This is a genomic window from Bradyrhizobium sp. WCU1 (assembly GCF_053474805.1).
Genome location: NZ_CM130280.1, coordinates 4,551,551 through 4,566,651, shown reverse-complemented (window position 1 = coordinate 4,566,651; position 15,101 = coordinate 4,551,551). Strand labels below are relative to the sequence as shown.

Sequence of the window (15,101 nt, the reverse complement as noted above, 5' to 3'; positions counted from 1 at the left end):
TGCCCGCGCCCGACGAGCACGAGCCTCATGCTGCTCGGCACCAAATGCCGCCCGCTCAGTCGAGCTGGAACCGCTGCCGACCCAAGGCCACGATCTCACGATCGGTCGGATGATCGCTCGCCTCGACATGCAGATTGAGATCGGGCCGTTCCGCTTTCAGATAGTGCACCAACTCCGTCTTCTCGATGCCCGGGCCGATGACCAGCAGATCGGTGCAACTGCTTAAGGCTTCTCCGACCCTGGCGAGAAAGGTCGGGTCGCCCTGGACGCGACCGTCGCCGATCGTATTCGCCTTGTGGTGAAGATGCTGGGACGGCAAGTGAGCATGGACGGCGGCCGCGCTGACACCCGTCAGCCCAACACCGAATATCTTCGCCACGAAATGATCGATCCAGACGACCGCGCGTGCATGCGGTTGAACCGTGATCTCGCTCATGAATGATCTCCAGTGCCTGCTTTTTCTGCATTCTCTCTCAATCGCAATGCCAGAGCCGCAAGCAGCTCCCTGCGGCTGACGATACCGACGACAGCTCCGGCGCAGATCACCGGAACCTGTGACACGTCGTAAACATCCATCTGCGCGACAACGTCACCGATCGAGGCCTCTACATCGACGGTGATCGGTGCAGAACTCATGAGCGTCGCGACACGCAACGAGCGCATACGTTCGCGTTCCGGCGTGTTCTCCGCGATTCCCAGCAGCGATTCCAACCAGTTTCCGAACGGTGGGTTGACGCCGAGCTCGTCGCGGTGAAGGAAATCGCCCTCCGAAATCATGCCGACGAGATCGCCGTCATCGTTGATGACCGGCAGCCCGCGCTGATCGGTTTCGAGCAACAGCTGGACGGCATCGAGCACGTTGGCAGTCGGCTTGATCGTCGCGAACGAACTGCGCATCACATCGGTTGCAAGCATTGTCGCTCCTCCCATTCAGCTCATATGCTGGCCGCCATTGATCGACAGCGTCGATCCGGTGATGAAACCCGCCTCATCTGCGGCAAGAAAGATCACGGCTCGGGCGATCTCCTCCGGCTCGCCCAGCCGCCCGACCGGGATCTGCGGAAGGATCGCGCTCTGCATGACGTCCGTCGGCACGGCAGCCAGCATCTCGGTGTTGATGTAGCCCGGGCAGATCGCGTTGACGGTAATCCCCGACCGCGCACTTTCGAGGGCGAGAGCACGGGTGAAGCCGAGCTCGGCGGCTTTCGCCGCGGCATAATTCGTCTGCCCGATCTGGCCCTTCTGTCCGTTGATGGACGAAATGTTGATGATCCGCCCGAACTTGCGAGCCCGCATGCCCTCGATGAGCGGCCTGCACATATTGAACAACGAATCGAGATCGGTGCGGATCACCGCGTCCCATTGCGGCTTGGTCATTCGATGCAGCGTGGCGTCGCGCACGATACCGGCGTTGTTGACCAGGATGTCGATCGGCCCAACCGCCGCTTCCACCTTGCGGACACCGGCCGCGCAGGCTTCGAAGTTCGCGACATCCCACTGGAAGACGCCGATTCCGGTCTGGTCGTGAAACCGGCGCGCGGCCTCGGTATTCCCTGCATAGCTGGCCGCCACCTGATACCCCGCCCCGGCGAGAGCCCGCGAAATCGCGGCGCCGATTCCCCGACTTCCGCCCGTTACCAATGCGACGCGTGCCATGCCTGCTTCTCCAATCTCTCGGCAGGACAAATGGGCGAAATTCGCATCCCGCGGATTGATCTCGCTCAAACGACGACAACTCGCATGTATGAGGCAGATCAAATTGTGCTACGCGGGCCTGTGCTTTGATGGGTTTGTCTCTTCCACGCTTCAGGAGAACGACCCATGTTCAGGAACATCCTGGTCCACATTCCCACGGAACTGTCGCCGCGTCCCGCGGTCGACGGATCGGTTTCGCTTGCGCTCAGTACGGGCGCGCATCTCGATGCAGTTGCGATCGGATACGAGACCGCCAACGTCCCGTTCGTCATCGAAGGCGGTGTGGCCGTCGCCTCCCTCTTCGAGGTGGAGCATGCCCAGGCGCTCGAACGCGCCGAGGCAGCGCTGCGCGTCTTCGACATAGAGGCCCGGAATGCCGGAATTTCATACACGACACGCGCCGCGGCTGCCGTTCCGATCGATGCTCGCGAGATCGTCTGTGCGAGCGCGCGACTACATGACCTGACTGTGGTAGCCCAGCCGCAGCATCAGCACGACAGCTACGACAACGTCATCCCGCGGGAGCTCCTGTTTGAAGCCGGAGGGCCCGTCCTGTTCATGCCCTACACATTCCACGGCGCATTCTCCGCCAAGCGCATCGGAATCTGCTGGGATGGCAGCCGGCTTGCCGCCCGGGCGTTGCATGACGCGATGCCGCTGCTGCACAAGGCTGACGCCCTCACCATCGTCACCATCGACGGTCCAGACCCGATGCCCGCGGAGAGTTCCACGAACCATCTGGTGCGATACCTCGCCAAGGCAAGTCTCCCGGCCAAGGTCACGTCGCTGCCCGCATCCCGAACCGAAATCCAGTCGGTCCTGCTGTCGATCGCGGCAGATGAGAGCCTCGACCTTCTGGTGATGGGTGGATACGGCCACTCCCGGCTGCAGGAGAGCCTGCTCGGCGGTGTGACGCGCGACATGCTTCGCGCGATGACCATTCCGGTCCTGATGTCCCATTGAACGCGAGTCGGCCCCGTGAGACATCGTGCCAGGACACTGCTCCATTTCGTCGGTAGCGGCGTCGTCGCCATCAGCACGATCTGCGCCCTGCCGGCTCCGGCCGTAGCCGATCAGGCGCAGGGTCGGCGCCTTGCTCAGCTCTACTGCGCCCGGTGCCACGCAATCGACCGGGTCAGCCCAAGCCCGCTGAAGATTGCGCCGCCGTTCCGAACCCTGCACGAGCGATATCCGGTCGAGATGCTGCAGGAAGCGCTGGCGGAGGGAATCGTGACCGGGCATCCGACCATGCCCGAGTTCAGCTTCGAACCGGACCAAGTCAACGACTTCATCCTGTTCCTGAAATCGCTGGAGTCCGGTGCGGCCAACCGTTGAGGCAGGTCAACATGACCTGCGAGCAAAGGTCTTAGAATTCAACTTTCAACCTGGAGGTCCACATGCGCGCGCATCAGGTCATGACCAAGCATATCATCGCGGTCAGCCCGCATACGAAGATCATAGATGCTGCCAACATCATGCTGCGATGCCACCTCAGCGGCCTGCCGGTCATGGACGAAGATGGCACGCTCAAGGGGATGGTGTCGGAGGGAGATTTCCTGCGGCGTGTCGAGATCGGAACAGGTCACAAGCGATCGACCTGGCTGGAACTGTTCACGGGCGTCGGTGGCGCCGCGACCGATTTCGTGCACGAGCGCGGCCGCAAGGTCGAGGACGTCATGACCACGAACCCGATCACCGTCGAAGAGCAGACGCCGCTCGATGAGATCGTCCACCTGATGCACAAGCATGGCGTGAAGCGGGTGCCGGTTGTGAACGGAAAGACCATGGTCGGAATCGTCACCCGGGCAGACATCTTGCAGGCGGTCGCGTCGCTGGCCCGCGAGGTTCCGGACCCAACGGCCGATGATGCTCACATCCGTGAACGGATCCTGCGCGAGATCAACGCGACCGGCTGGCGACCGGCCGGCTTCCAGGTCTGGGTCCGCAACGGCGCCGTACACCTGCATGGCCTGATCTTCGACGAGCGTGCCCGCCAGGCCGCGATCGTGCTCGCGGAAAACACCTCGGGCGTCAAGGAAGTTCACGATCATCTCTGCTTCGTCGACGGCTACTCCGGCTACTACGTCGAATCGCCGGAGGACATCAAGGCGGCCAGCTGATCGGATCTGAGGAGACTAACATGGCCATGGATACGCTGTTGGTCGTCTCGGTCGTCGGCCTCGTCTTCTCGTCTTTTGCGCTAGTGCTCGCCTTGGCCGATCACAGCACGACGCGCTGGCAGCGTCTGGAGAAGGACGAGGATCGATCCAGCATACGCGCCTCTTTTCCTGGCAAGCACATCGCCTGATCCGTCCCAACAAGCGCGCCGCAGGACTGACGTCGAGCGGCGCGCGGGATCTTGCTTGCTTCCAATGGTCAGGCCCTACGTACAAATACGTAAGTGGTTTCTACTTAGGTGAAACATCCAAATTTCCCCGCCTGTTGGATGCGGTCAATGTGGCTCCATCGATCTTCCCAATGGAGCGTCGCCGTGCAGACCCAGACCGCCGTTTCTTCCGATATCAGCCGCCACCCGAGCAACATCCTTGACCGGCGGTCACGTGCCGAAGGGCCGTTCGGGATGATCGGGACACCGATGCGGTTTACCCGCAATAGCGAGATCTACGGCGAGGACGAGGCCGCGGAATATCTTTATCAGGTCGTTTCCGGCGCCGTCCGGACCTACAAGATTCTTGACGACGGACGTCGCCAGATCGGCGCGTTCTATCTGCCCGGTGATATCTTCGGCTTCGAGGCCGGCGAAACCCATATCTCCTCGGCCGAGGCGATCTGCGAGACGCGGGTCATCGTGGTCAAGCGCTCCGCGCTCATGGTCCGTGCCGACCACGAAAAGGATCTGGCACGCCAGCTTTGGGACGCGACGGCCCAGGAATTGCGCCGGTTTCAGGAGCACCTGATGCTCCTGATCTGCAGTGCCGAGGAGCGGGTCGTGGGGTTCCTGCACGAGATGGCGCGCCGCACTGTCAAGAATGCCGCCATCGAGCTTCCGATGTCGCGGCAGGACATTGCCGACTATCTAGGTCTGACGATCGAAACGGTATCGCGCACCTTTACGCAACTCGAGCAGAACGGCGCAATTTCCCTTCCGACCTCGCGCCGGGTCGAACTGCGCAGGCGCGCGACCTGCAATCGGATATTGGTGGGCTAAGGGTGTCGCAGGCCGTCCCGGCGGGACTCGGAGCGACACGCCCGGCTCAAGCGCTGACGCCTCGTGGCTTGGAACGCCGCGCGGCGGTTCAGATTTGATCTCGCGCAAGCAGCAAGACGGCCTTCGGCTCTATCCTGGATACTTCCTCCGAGGAGAGGCGCCGCCGTGATCATCGATCTTCTGCGCCGTGAACACCGCAACATTGATCTGCTCCTCACCGTCCTCGAGCGTGAACTGGCGCTTTTTGAGCGCGGGCATCGCCCCAATTATGAGGTTATTCGGGCGATCATCAGCTATTTCGAAGTCTACCCCGAGGTATACCATCATCCCCAGGAAGACCTGATCTTCTCCAAGCTAAGGCTTCGCGATCCGGATGCGGCCGCAAAGGTCGGTGATCTCGCACGTGAGCACACGGATGGGGCCGACCGCTTGCATCGCTTCGCCCGGGCAATCGACAGCGTGCTTGCAGGTCGTGAGATTCCTCGACAGGAGGTCGGCAACATCGTGCGAGATTTTATCGTGCGCGAGCGGCAGCACATGATGATGGAGGAGCGCGATTTCTTCCCCGCAGCCGTAAAGGCTCTATTGCCGCAGGATTGGGAGGAGGTTAGCTCGGCCCTGACCGATCATAGCGATCCGCTCTTCAGTGACGCCGCCGAAGAGACCTTCGCTACCTTGCGGGCGCATATTCTGCGATTGGAGCTGGAAGCAGAAGCTGAACGAGACCGAGTTAAGGGATAATCCGCGATAGCGGCGGGCGGTAAGGTGGACTACGCGCGGCGCCCCGATCGCGGGTTGATCCGAATCAAGCTCGACCATCCACCCGAATGCGATCCTAGCGTGGCTTGGTGCATGGTGACGACAGATGGACCGATCGCGGCAACGAAACGGACCGACGTTCGACAAGATGGGCGGCACCGGTGCTCCCGCCATGACGATCGCATCATCGATGCAGACCCTCGAACATCCCGCGCCGCGCCCACGCCACCGAGACGGCCCAACCGTCTCCTGGTACGGCCGCCTGCTGATTGTCAGCACGTTGCTGCTGGCAGCCGGCTGGGAGATACTCCGACTGCTTCTGACCATCGTCACGCTGGACTGAAGTCCGTCGATCGGATTTTGCCTCAGCAGGACATTGTGCTGTCGTCTTGAGACAGCTCTGTCGAATGGTGCCTGTTCGCGTCCCATTTCCGGAAATACAGCGCGTCCGCTCCTGGGATGCTCACGCAATGATATCTCTTTGCAAACTCCGCGACGGCGGCAGCAGCCACCTCGTTGATTCCAAACAACCGTTCATAATCGGACTCGGAGATCCTCAGAATGGCGCCCGCGCCGAGGCGGTTGAGCCGTGATCGCAACTCGGCAAGAGTAAGGTCTACGCCCATCAGCGCCGCCGCATCTTCAGACTGCGCTGGACTTCTGAAGGGTGCCTATGCCCAACAATGTATAGAGCGGGCGGTACGAGAAGAATGACGTAGCAGTCAGGACGAGCGCGAGGGACCCGGCGACCAGCCAACCTGCCCCAAGCGCGCCGTCCTTCACGATATAGGCGATCAAAGCCAAACCGATGATGATCCGGAAATACTGATCAATGCGTCCGACATTAGGTGTCATGGCAATGTGCCTCCTCGTTCCGGCCGCATACTGAACACGCTCCAACGCGCTGCCTTGATCATGGTCAATTGCACAGTGCGGCCGTCACAACCATCGAGATCGATCTGGCGTCGTCGATGTGTCGGCACCTGCGTGGACCGCACCGTTCATATGACGATCTCATGAATGATCTAGCGCAAGGATATCCGGCTCGTGCCTGCCTAGAATGCGCCACCATGAAAGCAACAATCGTCAGAGAACTCGGACAGCCCGACATTCTGTTGCCGTCGCTGGTTGCGGAAGGGCTGGCCGCGAACGATCGCATCAAGCTCCGCTTGAGTGCCCTTCAGGCTGCCGTTCAGCATGCCAGGGCTCCACATCGCGCCGTCGCCGATCTCACGATCGAAAGCCGGGCAGCGGGACTTGCGCCAGCCATGCTGGCAACGCTGATCGGCGGCGCTCATCTGGCAGGGGGCAGCAAGATTGTCGCTCCCGGCCTCGCGCCGTTGCTCAAGAGCATCGAAGGCGACGCAGAAACCATGATCCGCGCGGTCACCGCCGGTGATCCGACCGAGGGCGAGAAGTTCAGGATACGGCTCGGCACCATTCGAGCGGCCGGTCATCTCGAAGCGTCGACCGAAATCGAAATTGCCCGCATCGGGCGCCTTACCGGCGTCACGCAGGACGACGCGGACGGCCTTCATCGGCTCGTCATGGACCTGCATAAGGCCCTGAACCAGCTCGCCGCAAGTCGCTCCGAGGAGATCGTAGCGGGCGCCCGTGTCTTCGGGCTCCAGAAGGAGGATCGTGCACCGGTCGAAAGCTTCATGCGCGGCGTCAATGAGACCCGTGCCCTGAAGTTCAACCACCCCGGCCTCGAGGCCACAGCGGTCCGCTCGGGCGATCGCCTTGTGATCCAGAATGACATCGGCACCACTGACGCACATGTTGTCGTCATCGCGATCAGGGGCAATGCGGTGACGGTCACCTACACCGACGTGCACCGGTCGCGCGCCAAGTTCTTCGTGTCGCTGTTCGACGGGTTTTCGCTCAAATGGAGCGGTCTGGACCGGCACTCCGCCGCAGGTCTGGAGGAGGAGAGCGCGTTCTTCCTGGTCACCGGGCTGCTTGAAGCACCCTCTGCAGCGGATCGCGACGCCTTCCTGACAGCGATTGGCGGGTCGCTGGTCTTCTTGATCGACTGGAACAAGGCGCGAAAGCTGCTGCGCAACTGGGTCTCGAGGGATGATGCTGCCCGCATACTCGAATGGGCCGCCCGGCACAGGATCGGCCACCGCGCGTTCCTGGAGCTCGGCGGCGGTGAGCTGCTCGGCGCCGCCGTACGCAACGCGGCCCCAGCCCGGATAGGCTTCGGCGAGCGACTGGACCAGGTGCTCGGTCGAGATGCGGCGATCGACCTGCTGAAGGCGACGTTGCGGGTTTCGGCCGACGTGCTGCTCGCCGGGCAATCCTTCAGACTGGCGCGCGACCGTGTCGGCGCGGAAGTCGTCCAGCATCTCGAGCGTGTCGACCGCACGCTGCTCGCGGTGGTGCTGCGCCAGATCGGATTGGCCCAGGACCTTGCCGTCGCCGTGTCGCGCCACATCGGCGATACGAAGGCCGATACGCACGCCGGAAAGCAGCTTGCTCTCCGGGCCGGTCGAATTGAACAGAAGGCCGACCGGATTGCGATTGAGGCGCGCGGAGAGATCGCGCGCCTCAATGCCCGGCCACTCATTGGCGAGCTGGTCGATTGCGTCGAGCAAGCCATCGACGAGCTCGAGCAGGCTGCCTTTCATCGCCTCGCTGACACGGGAAGCCGCCGACACCGCGCTGCAATCGGCGCTGGTCGCGCTGTCGTCGATCTCGGTGACTGCGACCGAGGTGGCGGCGTCCGGACTTGCCGCAGCAGCGGAGGTGCAGGAAGGCCGGCGCGCCGATTCCGATGATGCGCTTGCTGCAGTGGCCCGCCTGATCGACGCCGAGCATGCGGCCGATGCCCAGGAGCGTGACATTACCGCGCGCGTCCTTGCCGGCGGTCTCGACGTGGCCGCGTCGCTTGCCGCACTGGAGTTGGCCCGCGCCATCGAACGATCCACCGATCGGCTCGCGAGCTTCGCACACATCCTGCGGCGCTACACGATGAATGATCTCTCGATCTGAGGACGAACTGCCATGAAGATCGTAAGAATTGGCGGTCAATCGCGTGAGCTGCCGTCTGCGGAAGAAGTCGGCGCGAAGGCGACAAACCTCGCACGTATGGCGGCGCTCGGCCTGCCGGTCCCACCCGCCTTCGTGCTACCCGTCAGGCTTTGCGCGGACGTCGTTGCCGGCAAGGCCCATGCGACCCGCAATCTGCGCGACGGATTGGCGGAAGGCATCGCTTTCCTCGAGCAGGCGACCGGAAAGTCGTTCGGAGATTCCCGCAAGCCATTGCTGGTCTCGGTGCGATCCGGGGCCGCACGGTCGATGCCGGGCATGCTGGACACCGTGCTGAACGTCGGCTGCACATCGACAGCCGTGCGCGGCTTGATCCGTGGGACCGGTCGGCCTCACCTTGCGTGGGATTGCCGCCGACGCTTCTTGGAGTGCTATGCCGAAACGGTGGCAGGGCTCGACCCTGCTCCGTTCGAGGCCCGGCTGAACGAATTGATCGCCGCGGAGGGCGTCGAGAGCGACCGCGATCTCGACAGCGAAGCGCTGGAGCGACTGGCGTCTGATGAACGAAAGGTGCTGGAAGACGACGATGATGGCTGGCTCGAGGATGCCGGCACTCAGCTCGAGCGTTCGGCCCGCGCCGTCTATCGCTCATGGATGAGCGAGCGGGCGCAGACCTACCGCCAGCTCGAACGACTGGGGCACCTCCATGGAACCGCCGTTACCGTGCAGGCGATGGTATTCGGCAATGGCAGTCCGTCGTCGGGTGCCGGCGTGGCATTCTCGCGCGATCCTTCGACCGGCGCGCCAGCAGCCGTGATCGATGTGCTGTTTGACGCCCAGGGCGAGGACGTCGTGTCGGGCCGTCGTACCCCCGATACGGAGGCTGCACTGGCTCGCGTGCTTCCCGCCATCGCGGACGAACTTCGTTCCATCCTGAAACGGCTGGAACAGGAGTTCCGTGAGGTGCAGGACGTCGAATTCACCATCGAGAACGGTAAACTGTGGATCCTTCAGACCCGCTCGGCCAAGCGGACGCCCCGCGCGGCGTTGCGAATCGCGATTGATCTCGTGCACGAGGGACTGATCACCCGCGAACAGGCGCGGGAGACGATCGCAGGCATCGATCTCGCTACGCTCGTCGAAACATCGCTGCTTCCAGCACAACCCGCCATCACGGCGGGGATCGGTGCTTCCGGCGGAATTGCCGTTGGACGAGCGACCTTCGACTCCGGTACGGCACAACGCCTCGCTGCCACCGGCGATCCCGTCATCTTGATGCGGCCCGACACCAGCACCGCCGATATTGCCGGCTTCGCTGCCGCGGCCGGCATCGTGACGGCGGCTGGCGGCCGCACCGCGCATGCCTCGCTGGTTGCACGCCAGATGGGCAAGCCGTGCCTGGTCGGGTGCCGTGAGCTTCGCATCGACACCGGCGCCCAGCGCGCGCAGATCGGACAAGCCGTCATTGCAGCAGGCGACTGGGTCACGGTTGATGCCAACGAGGGCTGCGTTTATCTGGGCCGCGGCGACATCGTCACGCGCCGGCCCGAAGCTGAACTGGCCGAGGTTTCAGGCTGGCAACAGCCGCACGCGCTGAAGCAAGATGCGACCTCGTGAGAACGCGAGCGCACAACGTTTTGAGTCGGCACACGCGGGCGCGGCGCATCATGCCGCCGCCAGATCAGGCCTGCGGCGGTGCCCCGATTCGTCCGTTATCAGCGCCTACTCCGCTCCTCGCCCCACGCTGCGAGCGGACGCCGCCAACGCCTCATATCCGGCCGCGATCTTCATGAAGTGCTCGCGAGTGGCCTGATCCTGATATCGTCCCGCCTGACGCCTCGTCCGCTCGGCGCGGGACTCCCAGTAGGCCGCGTCGTCCTGCGGCCCTCTGACGGGCGGTTTCCTTTGCACTGCCCCGGCGGCCTCCTCCGCCGGTTTGCCCGACGGCTGTGGGTCCGCAGCAGCCTCGCGCCCGCATCGCTTCGACCGACGCCGCTTCGTATGTTCCGAGCGCTTCACGACAACCTCCGAATTGATAGCTATCCCGCAGCAGCACGGGCCCACAAGCCATGCAGATCAGTCCATCGCCGGCTCGGAGACCACAGCGCGTTGCTGGAATTGGTCGTATGCCTCCAGCGCGTCGGCGGCATACATCAAGGAAGGTCCACCGCCCATGTAGATGGCCATGCCAAGGGCCTCCGCGACCGCCCGGCGATCAACGCCGAGCTTGACCAGCGCCTCAACATGGAAACCGATACAGCCGTCGCAGCGGGCGGCGACGCCGAGAGCAAGCGCGATCAATTCCTTGGTCCTGGTGTCCAGGGCACCGCTTTTCGTTGCCGCCTGCGCTAGGGCCGAGAAAGCTCGCATGGCCTCAGGAATATCGCGGCGCAGATCGCCGAGATTGCCGGAAATATGCTTGCAGATGTTGGAATAGTCTTTTCTCATATCAATCCCAGTCTTCGGCATTAGGGTTAGCCAAGAAAGGGCGGACCTGCTGACGGGCGATTCGTCAAGGACCGCGCTTCGTCCAACGCAGCCCAGGGACACGATCCAGCCTGAAGGACATGCGTGTTCGGCCTGCAAGGATGCGCATCATCTGACGCGCACTTTCGCTGCCGTTCATTGCGCCAGATCAAGCCAGGCGGACTTTCTCGGCTTGCATCGGACCACGGCTGCGCACAGCGCCGCATCGACGACGCCATGAAACTCGACCAGCATGTCGTCGCCAGTGGTCTTCCAGCATGTCGTCGCCAGTGGTCTTGATGAGGCGGCTGAAGCCGACCATGTCGGCGGCGAGGATCGCAGCGAGCCGGCGTACTGGTCCTGGCACGTCCATCCGAACGATCTGCCCGGTTGCCTCACTGGCACCCAGCAAATCCCACGACGTCGCCCGAGCCGCCGCAGCGGCTCCGCTGGAGCCATCGGGAGTACCTTGGCGGGGCGGCCTGACGGCGTCAGGCCGCCCCGCCGGCCGCCTCAGAGCATCCCGAGCGCCTGCATATAGGTCTCCAGGATGGTCTCCTGCTCCTGGCGCTCGTTGGCATCCTGCTTGCGCAGACGCACGATGGTCCGCAGCGCCTTGACGTCGAAGCCGTTGCCCTTGGCCTCGGCGTAGACGTCGCGGATGTCGTCCGAAATGGTCTTCTTTTCCTCTTCCAGCCGCTCGATGCGCTCGATGATGGACCTGAGCTGGTCCTTGGCAAATCGCGTTGCGGGCTCTTCCTGAACGGCGGCAGACGTGGTGGCCATCGCGTACTCCTGAAATGGCAATGAAATGTCGCGCGAATACGCGCCACGCGCACCGCTTGCTGCGGGCGACCCTCGATTTTGGAGCCGGCTCCGTCAAGGAAACATCGCGCTCATCCACAGCGCGCCCACAAGAGATGCGAGCGCCGATGGAACTGACGTCACACAGATCGGGAATTAGTGCCCGCTTTGGGCCTTCTTCATCGCCGCGAGCTGGTCCGGCGTCGCGCTGCCCTGATACTTCGCCTTCCACTCCTCATAGGGCATGCCGTAGACCGCCTCACGGCTCTCGTCCTTGCTCACCGCAAGGCCCTTGGCGTCGGCCTCTTCCTTCATCCAGTTGGACAGGCAATTGCGGCAGAAGCCGGCAAGGTTCATCAGGTCGATGTTCTGCACGTCGGTCCGGTTGCGCAGATGACTGACGAGACGCCGAAACACCGCAGCCTCAAGTTCCGTTCTCGTTTTGTCGTCAATGCTCATGATCGTGATCCCGGTGTGTGACGCTCACCATATTGATATCAGGTGGGAATTGTCACAGATTTTGCCACATCGACGCGCAATACGGACCTGTCCGGCCACACTTGCCGCGATCCCACAGCGCGGGAGACGGGCACCCGCCCGTTGACAGTGCCTGCCGGGCACGCGAAATCCTCAATGATTTGATATAGCTTCGCCGCATGAGCCCAACAGATTCTCTCGCCTCAGCTCCCCGCATCATCCGCCTGATCATGGCCGGTCTCCCGCCGGTGCTGGGGCTTGTCGCGGCCTGCCTGTGGACGAGCCCGGCGGCCGCCGATTTCCGGCTCTGCAACAACACCTCAAGCCGCGTCGGGATCGCGCTCGGCTACAAGGATGCCGAGGGCTGGACCACCGAAGGCTGGTGGAACGTATCGTCGCGGACCTGCGAGACCTTGCTCCGCGGCAATCTTGTAGCGCGCTACTACTACATCTACGCTCTCGACTACGATCGCGGCGGCGAATGGTCCGGCCAGGCCTTCATGTGCTCGCGCGACAAGGAATTCACCATCAAGGGGACCGAGAATTGCCTGGCGCGGGGCTTTGACCGCACCGGCTTCTTCGAGGTCGACACCGGCGAGCAGCGTGCATGGACCGTCCAGCTGACCGAAGCCAACGAACAACAGCCGCAGAAAGTACCGGGAATGCCGGGCGGCGTGGCCCCGGGAAGCCCCGGGGCGATGCCGGGCCTGCCAAACCCGCCGCCGGGCGCAACGCCGCCGGGCGCGCCGGGTCTGCCGCCAGCCGCAACGCCGCCCGGAAACAAACAATGAGACGACTGCGTCGAATCAAGATCCTCGCAACGCTCGGCCCGGCCTCCTCAGACAGCGCGATGATCCGCAAGCTGTTCGAGGCGGGCGCCGACGTGTTCCGCATCAACATGAGCCATACCCCGCATGACAAGATGCGGGAGCTGGTGAAGACCATCCGCAACGTCGAATCGAGCTACGGCCGGCCGATCGGCATCCTGGTCGACCTGCAGGGGCCGAAGCTGCGGCTCGGCTCGTTCGCGGAAGGATCGACCCAGCTCAAGAACGGCCAGAGCTTCATCCTGGATTCCGACAAGACGCCGGGCGACAACAGCCGCGTCCAGCTTCCGCATCCGGAAATCCTCGCCGCGCTCCGCCCCGGCCACGCGCTGCTGCTCGACGACGGCAAGGTGCGGCTGATCGCCGAGGAGACCTCGCCCGAGCGCGCCGTGACGCGCGTCGTGATCGGCGGCAAGATGTCGGACCGCAAAGGCGTCAGCCTGCCCGACACCGATCTTCCCGTGTCCGCGATGACGCCGAAGGACCGTGCCGACCTCGAAGCTGCGCTGCCGGAGGGAATCGACTGGGTGGCGCTGTCCTTCGTACAGCGGGCCGAGGACGTGATCGAGGCCAAGAAGATGATCCGCGGCCGCGCTGCCGTGATGGCCAAGATCGAGAAGCCTCAGGCGATCGACCGGCTCGCCGACATCATCGATGCGGCGGACGCGCTGATGGTGGCGCGCGGCGATCTCGGCGTCGAGCTGCCGCTGGAACGGGTGCCGAGCCTGCAGAAGCAGATGATCCGGATGGCACGCCGCGCCGGCAGGCCGGTGGTGGTCGCAACCCAGATGCTGGAGTCGATGATCCAGGCGCCGGTGCCGACCCGCGCCGAAGTCTCCGACGTCGCCACCGCGGTCTACGAAGGCGCCGACGCCATCATGCTGTCGGCGGAGTCCGCCGCCGGCAAATTCCCGGTCGAAGCGGTCTCGACCATGAACCGCATCGGCGAAGAGGTGGAGCGCGATCCGACCTATCGCAGCGTGATCAATGCGCAGCGCGTCGATCCCGAGGCGACGGTGGGCGACGCCATTGCCGATGCCGCGCGGCAGATCGCCGAGACGCTCGACCTGTCGGCGATCATCTGCTGGACCTCCTCAGGTTCGACCGGCATCCGCGTGGCGCGCGAGCGGCCCAAGGTGCCGGTGGTCGCGATCACGCCGAACCTCGTCACCGGCCGCAAGCTGTCGGTGGTGTGGGGCGTGCATTGCGTGGTCGCCGAGGATGCGCACGATCTCGACGACATGGTCGACCGCGCCGGCTCGATCGCATTCCGCGACGGTTTTGCCAAGGCCGGCCAGCGCGTCATCATCGTCGCTGGCGTGCCGCTCCGCGCCCCCGGCACCACCAACATGCTGCGCATCGCCTCGGTCGGGCCGAACGGCGACGCGCAGCTGTAACAGGCGTCTTCGCGATCAGCCCTGCAACGATGCCTCGAGCGTGATCTTGGTGTTGAGCAGCTTCGACACCGGGCATCCGGCCTTGGCCTTGCCCGCCAGTTCCTGGAACGTCGCGTTGTCGGCGCCCGGGATCTTGGCTGACAGCGTCAGGTGCACCGCGGTGATGGCAAAGCCGTCGGCGACCTTCTCAAGCGTCACGTCGGCCCTGGTTTCCATATGCTCGGCGGTAAGCTTGGCTTCGCCGAGGATCAGCGACAGCGCCATCGTGAAGCAGGCGGCATGCGCCGCGCCGATCAGTTCTTCGGGGTTCGAGCCAGGTTTGCCCTCGAAGCGGCTGGCGAAGCCGTAGGGGTAATCGGCGAGCGCGCCGCTCTTGGTCGAAATCGCGCCCTTGCCGTCCTTGATGCCGCCCTGCCATTTGGCCGAACCATGGGTCGTCGTCATGCGTTGCTCCCTGAGCTTGGTTGAACCGGGCCACGAGCCTACAACGCCAATGCGACGGAAGTGTTCGCC

At 63.7% G+C, this 15,101-nt stretch carries 20 protein-coding genes; 12 read left to right on the top strand and 8 right to left on the bottom strand.

Annotation, left to right across the window (positions count from 1 at the left end; genetic code table 11):
• Positions 1 to 55: 55 nt before the first annotated feature.
• Genes ACTUWL_RS21080 through phbB form a run of 3 tightly spaced genes read right to left on the bottom strand, consistent with a single transcriptional unit; the run spans position 56 to position 1,656 of the window.
• Positions 56 to 436, bottom strand: a complete 381-nt coding sequence (locus tag ACTUWL_RS21080) for a hypothetical protein (RefSeq protein WP_021078595.1) — start codon at positions 434 to 436, stop codon at positions 56 to 58.
• Positions 433 to 915: a CBS domain-containing protein gene (locus ACTUWL_RS21075; protein WP_021078596.1), complete on the bottom strand. Its 483-nt coding sequence runs from the start codon at positions 913 to 915 to the stop codon at positions 433 to 435. The genes ACTUWL_RS21080 and ACTUWL_RS21075 overlap by 4 nt, the downstream gene beginning before the upstream one ends.
• A 15-nt stretch (positions 916 to 930) precedes the next feature.
• Entirely contained in the window at positions 931 to 1,656 is a 726-nt protein-coding gene (gene phbB, locus ACTUWL_RS21070) for an acetoacetyl-CoA reductase (RefSeq protein ID WP_021078597.1), read from the bottom strand.
• Positions 1,657 to 1,821: 165 nt separating this feature from the next.
• Here phbB and ACTUWL_RS21065 point away from each other — a divergent pair, with 165 nt between their 5' ends.
• From ACTUWL_RS21065 to ACTUWL_RS21035, 7 genes are all read left to right on the top strand, one after another.
• Positions 1,822 to 2,658 carry a universal stress protein gene (locus ACTUWL_RS21065; protein ID WP_021078598.1) on the top strand — a complete coding sequence of 279 codons (837 nt, stop codon included), beginning with the start codon at positions 1,822 to 1,824 and terminating at the stop codon, positions 2,656 to 2,658.
• 69 nt (positions 2,659 to 2,727) lie between these two features.
• Positions 2,728 to 3,030 (top strand): c-type cytochrome, encoded by a 303-nt coding sequence (locus ACTUWL_RS21060; protein ID WP_373011236.1) that lies wholly within the window; start codon positions 2,728 to 2,730, stop codon positions 3,028 to 3,030.
• 62 nt (positions 3,031 to 3,092) lie between these two features.
• Positions 3,093 to 3,815: a CBS domain-containing protein gene (locus ACTUWL_RS21055; protein ID WP_021078600.1), complete on the top strand. Its 723-nt coding sequence runs from the start codon at positions 3,093 to 3,095 to the stop codon at positions 3,813 to 3,815.
• 20 nt (positions 3,816 to 3,835) lie between these two features.
• Entirely contained in the window at positions 3,836 to 4,003 is a 168-nt protein-coding gene (locus tag ACTUWL_RS21050; RefSeq protein WP_021078601.1) for a hypothetical protein, read from the top strand.
• Between the two features lie 183 nt (positions 4,004 to 4,186).
• Positions 4,187 to 4,864 carry a helix-turn-helix domain-containing protein gene (locus tag ACTUWL_RS21045; RefSeq protein WP_021078602.1) on the top strand — a complete coding sequence of 226 codons (678 nt, stop codon included), beginning with the start codon at positions 4,187 to 4,189 and terminating at the stop codon, positions 4,862 to 4,864.
• 165 nt (positions 4,865 to 5,029) lie between these two features.
• A complete protein-coding gene (locus ACTUWL_RS21040; RefSeq protein ID WP_021078603.1) occupies positions 5,030 to 5,605 on the top strand; it encodes a hemerythrin domain-containing protein in 576 nt (191 codons plus the stop codon).
• Positions 5,606 to 5,729: 124 nt separating this feature from the next.
• Positions 5,730 to 5,966: a hypothetical protein gene (locus tag ACTUWL_RS21035; RefSeq protein WP_035651108.1), complete on the top strand. Its 237-nt coding sequence runs from the start codon at positions 5,730 to 5,732 to the stop codon at positions 5,964 to 5,966.
• 299 nt (positions 5,967 to 6,265) lie between these two features.
• On the opposite strand, the gene ACTUWL_RS21030 is transcribed toward ACTUWL_RS21035, so the two are convergent.
• Complete coding sequence (locus ACTUWL_RS21030) at positions 6,266 to 6,478, bottom strand: YgaP family membrane protein (protein ID WP_021078606.1); 213 nt, start codon at positions 6,476 to 6,478, stop codon at positions 6,266 to 6,268.
• A gap of 215 nt (positions 6,479 to 6,693) precedes the next feature.
• On the opposite strand from ACTUWL_RS21030, the gene ACTUWL_RS21025 reads away from it, so the two are divergent.
• The 3 genes from ACTUWL_RS21025 to ACTUWL_RS21015 are packed head-to-tail and all read left to right on the top strand — an operon-like array spanning position 6,694 to position 10,234.
• Positions 6,694 to 8,406, top strand: coding sequence for a hypothetical protein (locus tag ACTUWL_RS21025; protein ID WP_307756236.1), 1,713 nt, complete (start codon positions 6,694 to 6,696; stop codon positions 8,404 to 8,406).
• A complete protein-coding gene (locus ACTUWL_RS21020; RefSeq protein ID WP_291730568.1) occupies positions 8,375 to 8,620 on the top strand; it encodes a hypothetical protein in 246 nt (81 codons plus the stop codon). The genes ACTUWL_RS21025 and ACTUWL_RS21020 overlap by 32 nt, the downstream gene beginning before the upstream one ends.
• Before the next feature lie 12 nt (positions 8,621 to 8,632).
• A complete protein-coding gene (locus ACTUWL_RS21015; RefSeq protein ID WP_021078608.1) occupies positions 8,633 to 10,234 on the top strand; it encodes a PEP/pyruvate-binding domain-containing protein in 1,602 nt (533 codons plus the stop codon).
• Between the two features lie 459 nt (positions 10,235 to 10,693).
• Here the strand turns inward: ACTUWL_RS21015 and ACTUWL_RS21010 are convergent, their stop codons facing one another.
• The 3 genes from ACTUWL_RS21010 to ACTUWL_RS21000 all read right to left on the bottom strand — a co-directional run bounded on the left by ACTUWL_RS21010 (position 10,694) and on the right by ACTUWL_RS21000 (position 12,346).
• Entirely contained in the window at positions 10,694 to 11,065 is a 372-nt protein-coding gene (locus ACTUWL_RS21010; RefSeq protein WP_021078609.1) for a carboxymuconolactone decarboxylase family protein, read from the bottom strand.
• Positions 11,066 to 11,596: 531 nt separating this feature from the next.
• Entirely contained in the window at positions 11,597 to 11,869 is a 273-nt protein-coding gene (locus tag ACTUWL_RS21005; RefSeq protein ID WP_021078610.1) for a DUF2312 domain-containing protein, read from the bottom strand.
• Positions 11,870 to 12,043: 174 nt separating this feature from the next.
• Entirely contained in the window at positions 12,044 to 12,346 is a 303-nt protein-coding gene (locus ACTUWL_RS21000; RefSeq protein ID WP_021078611.1) for a DUF1244 domain-containing protein, read from the bottom strand.
• Positions 12,347 to 12,543: 197 nt separating this feature from the next.
• On the opposite strand from ACTUWL_RS21000, the gene ACTUWL_RS20995 reads away from it, so the two are divergent.
• Positions 12,544 to 13,155, top strand: a complete 612-nt coding sequence (locus tag ACTUWL_RS20995) for a DUF1036 domain-containing protein (protein WP_035651115.1) — start codon at positions 12,544 to 12,546, stop codon at positions 13,153 to 13,155.
• Entirely contained in the window at positions 13,152 to 14,588 is a 1,437-nt protein-coding gene (pyk, locus tag ACTUWL_RS20990; RefSeq protein ID WP_021078613.1) for a pyruvate kinase, read from the top strand. The genes ACTUWL_RS20995 and pyk overlap by 4 nt, the downstream gene beginning before the upstream one ends.
• 15 nt (positions 14,589 to 14,603) lie before the next feature.
• Here pyk and ACTUWL_RS20985 read toward each other — a convergent pair whose 3' ends face one another.
• Positions 14,604 to 15,032, bottom strand: coding sequence for an OsmC family protein (locus ACTUWL_RS20985; RefSeq protein ID WP_021078614.1), 429 nt, complete (start codon positions 15,030 to 15,032; stop codon positions 14,604 to 14,606).
• Positions 15,033 to 15,101 lie beyond the last annotated feature (69 nt).

Coding starts and splice junctions, on each gene's coding strand:
- ACTUWL_RS20985 (WP_021078614.1), bottom strand. CDS start 15,032: ATGACGACGACCCATGGTTCGGCCAAATGGCAGGGCGGCATCAAGGAC.
- ACTUWL_RS21075 (WP_021078596.1), bottom strand. CDS start 915: ATGCTTGCAACCGATGTGATGCGCAGTTCGTTCGCGACGATCAAGCCG.
- pyk (WP_021078613.1), top strand. CDS start 13,152: ATGAGACGACTGCGTCGAATCAAGATCCTCGCAACGCTCGGCCCGGCC.
- ACTUWL_RS21065 (WP_021078598.1), top strand. CDS start 1,822: ATGTTCAGGAACATCCTGGTCCACATTCCCACGGAACTGTCGCCGCGT.
- ACTUWL_RS21010 (WP_021078609.1), bottom strand. CDS start 11,065: ATGAGAAAAGACTATTCCAACATCTGCAAGCATATTTCCGGCAATCTC.
- ACTUWL_RS21030 (WP_021078606.1), bottom strand. CDS start 6,478: ATGACACCTAATGTCGGACGCATTGATCAGTATTTCCGGATCATCATC.
- ACTUWL_RS21015 (WP_021078608.1), top strand. CDS start 8,633: ATGAAGATCGTAAGAATTGGCGGTCAATCGCGTGAGCTGCCGTCTGCG.
- ACTUWL_RS21000 (WP_021078611.1), bottom strand. CDS start 12,346: ATGAGCATTGACGACAAAACGAGAACGGAACTTGAGGCTGCGGTGTTT.
- ACTUWL_RS21080 (WP_021078595.1), bottom strand. CDS start 436: ATGAGCGAGATCACGGTTCAACCGCATGCACGCGCGGTCGTCTGGATC.
- ACTUWL_RS21025 (WP_307756236.1), top strand. CDS start 6,694: ATGAAAGCAACAATCGTCAGAGAACTCGGACAGCCCGACATTCTGTTG.
- ACTUWL_RS21005 (WP_021078610.1), bottom strand. CDS start 11,869: ATGGCCACCACGTCTGCCGCCGTTCAGGAAGAGCCCGCAACGCGATTT.
- ACTUWL_RS21035 (WP_035651108.1), top strand. CDS start 5,730: ATGGACCGATCGCGGCAACGAAACGGACCGACGTTCGACAAGATGGGC.
- ACTUWL_RS21055 (WP_021078600.1), top strand. CDS start 3,093: ATGCGCGCGCATCAGGTCATGACCAAGCATATCATCGCGGTCAGCCCG.
- ACTUWL_RS21050 (WP_021078601.1), top strand. CDS start 3,836: ATGGCCATGGATACGCTGTTGGTCGTCTCGGTCGTCGGCCTCGTCTTC.
- phbB (WP_021078597.1), bottom strand. CDS start 1,656: ATGGCACGCGTCGCATTGGTAACGGGCGGAAGTCGGGGAATCGGCGCC.
- ACTUWL_RS20995 (WP_035651115.1), top strand. CDS start 12,544: ATGAGCCCAACAGATTCTCTCGCCTCAGCTCCCCGCATCATCCGCCTG.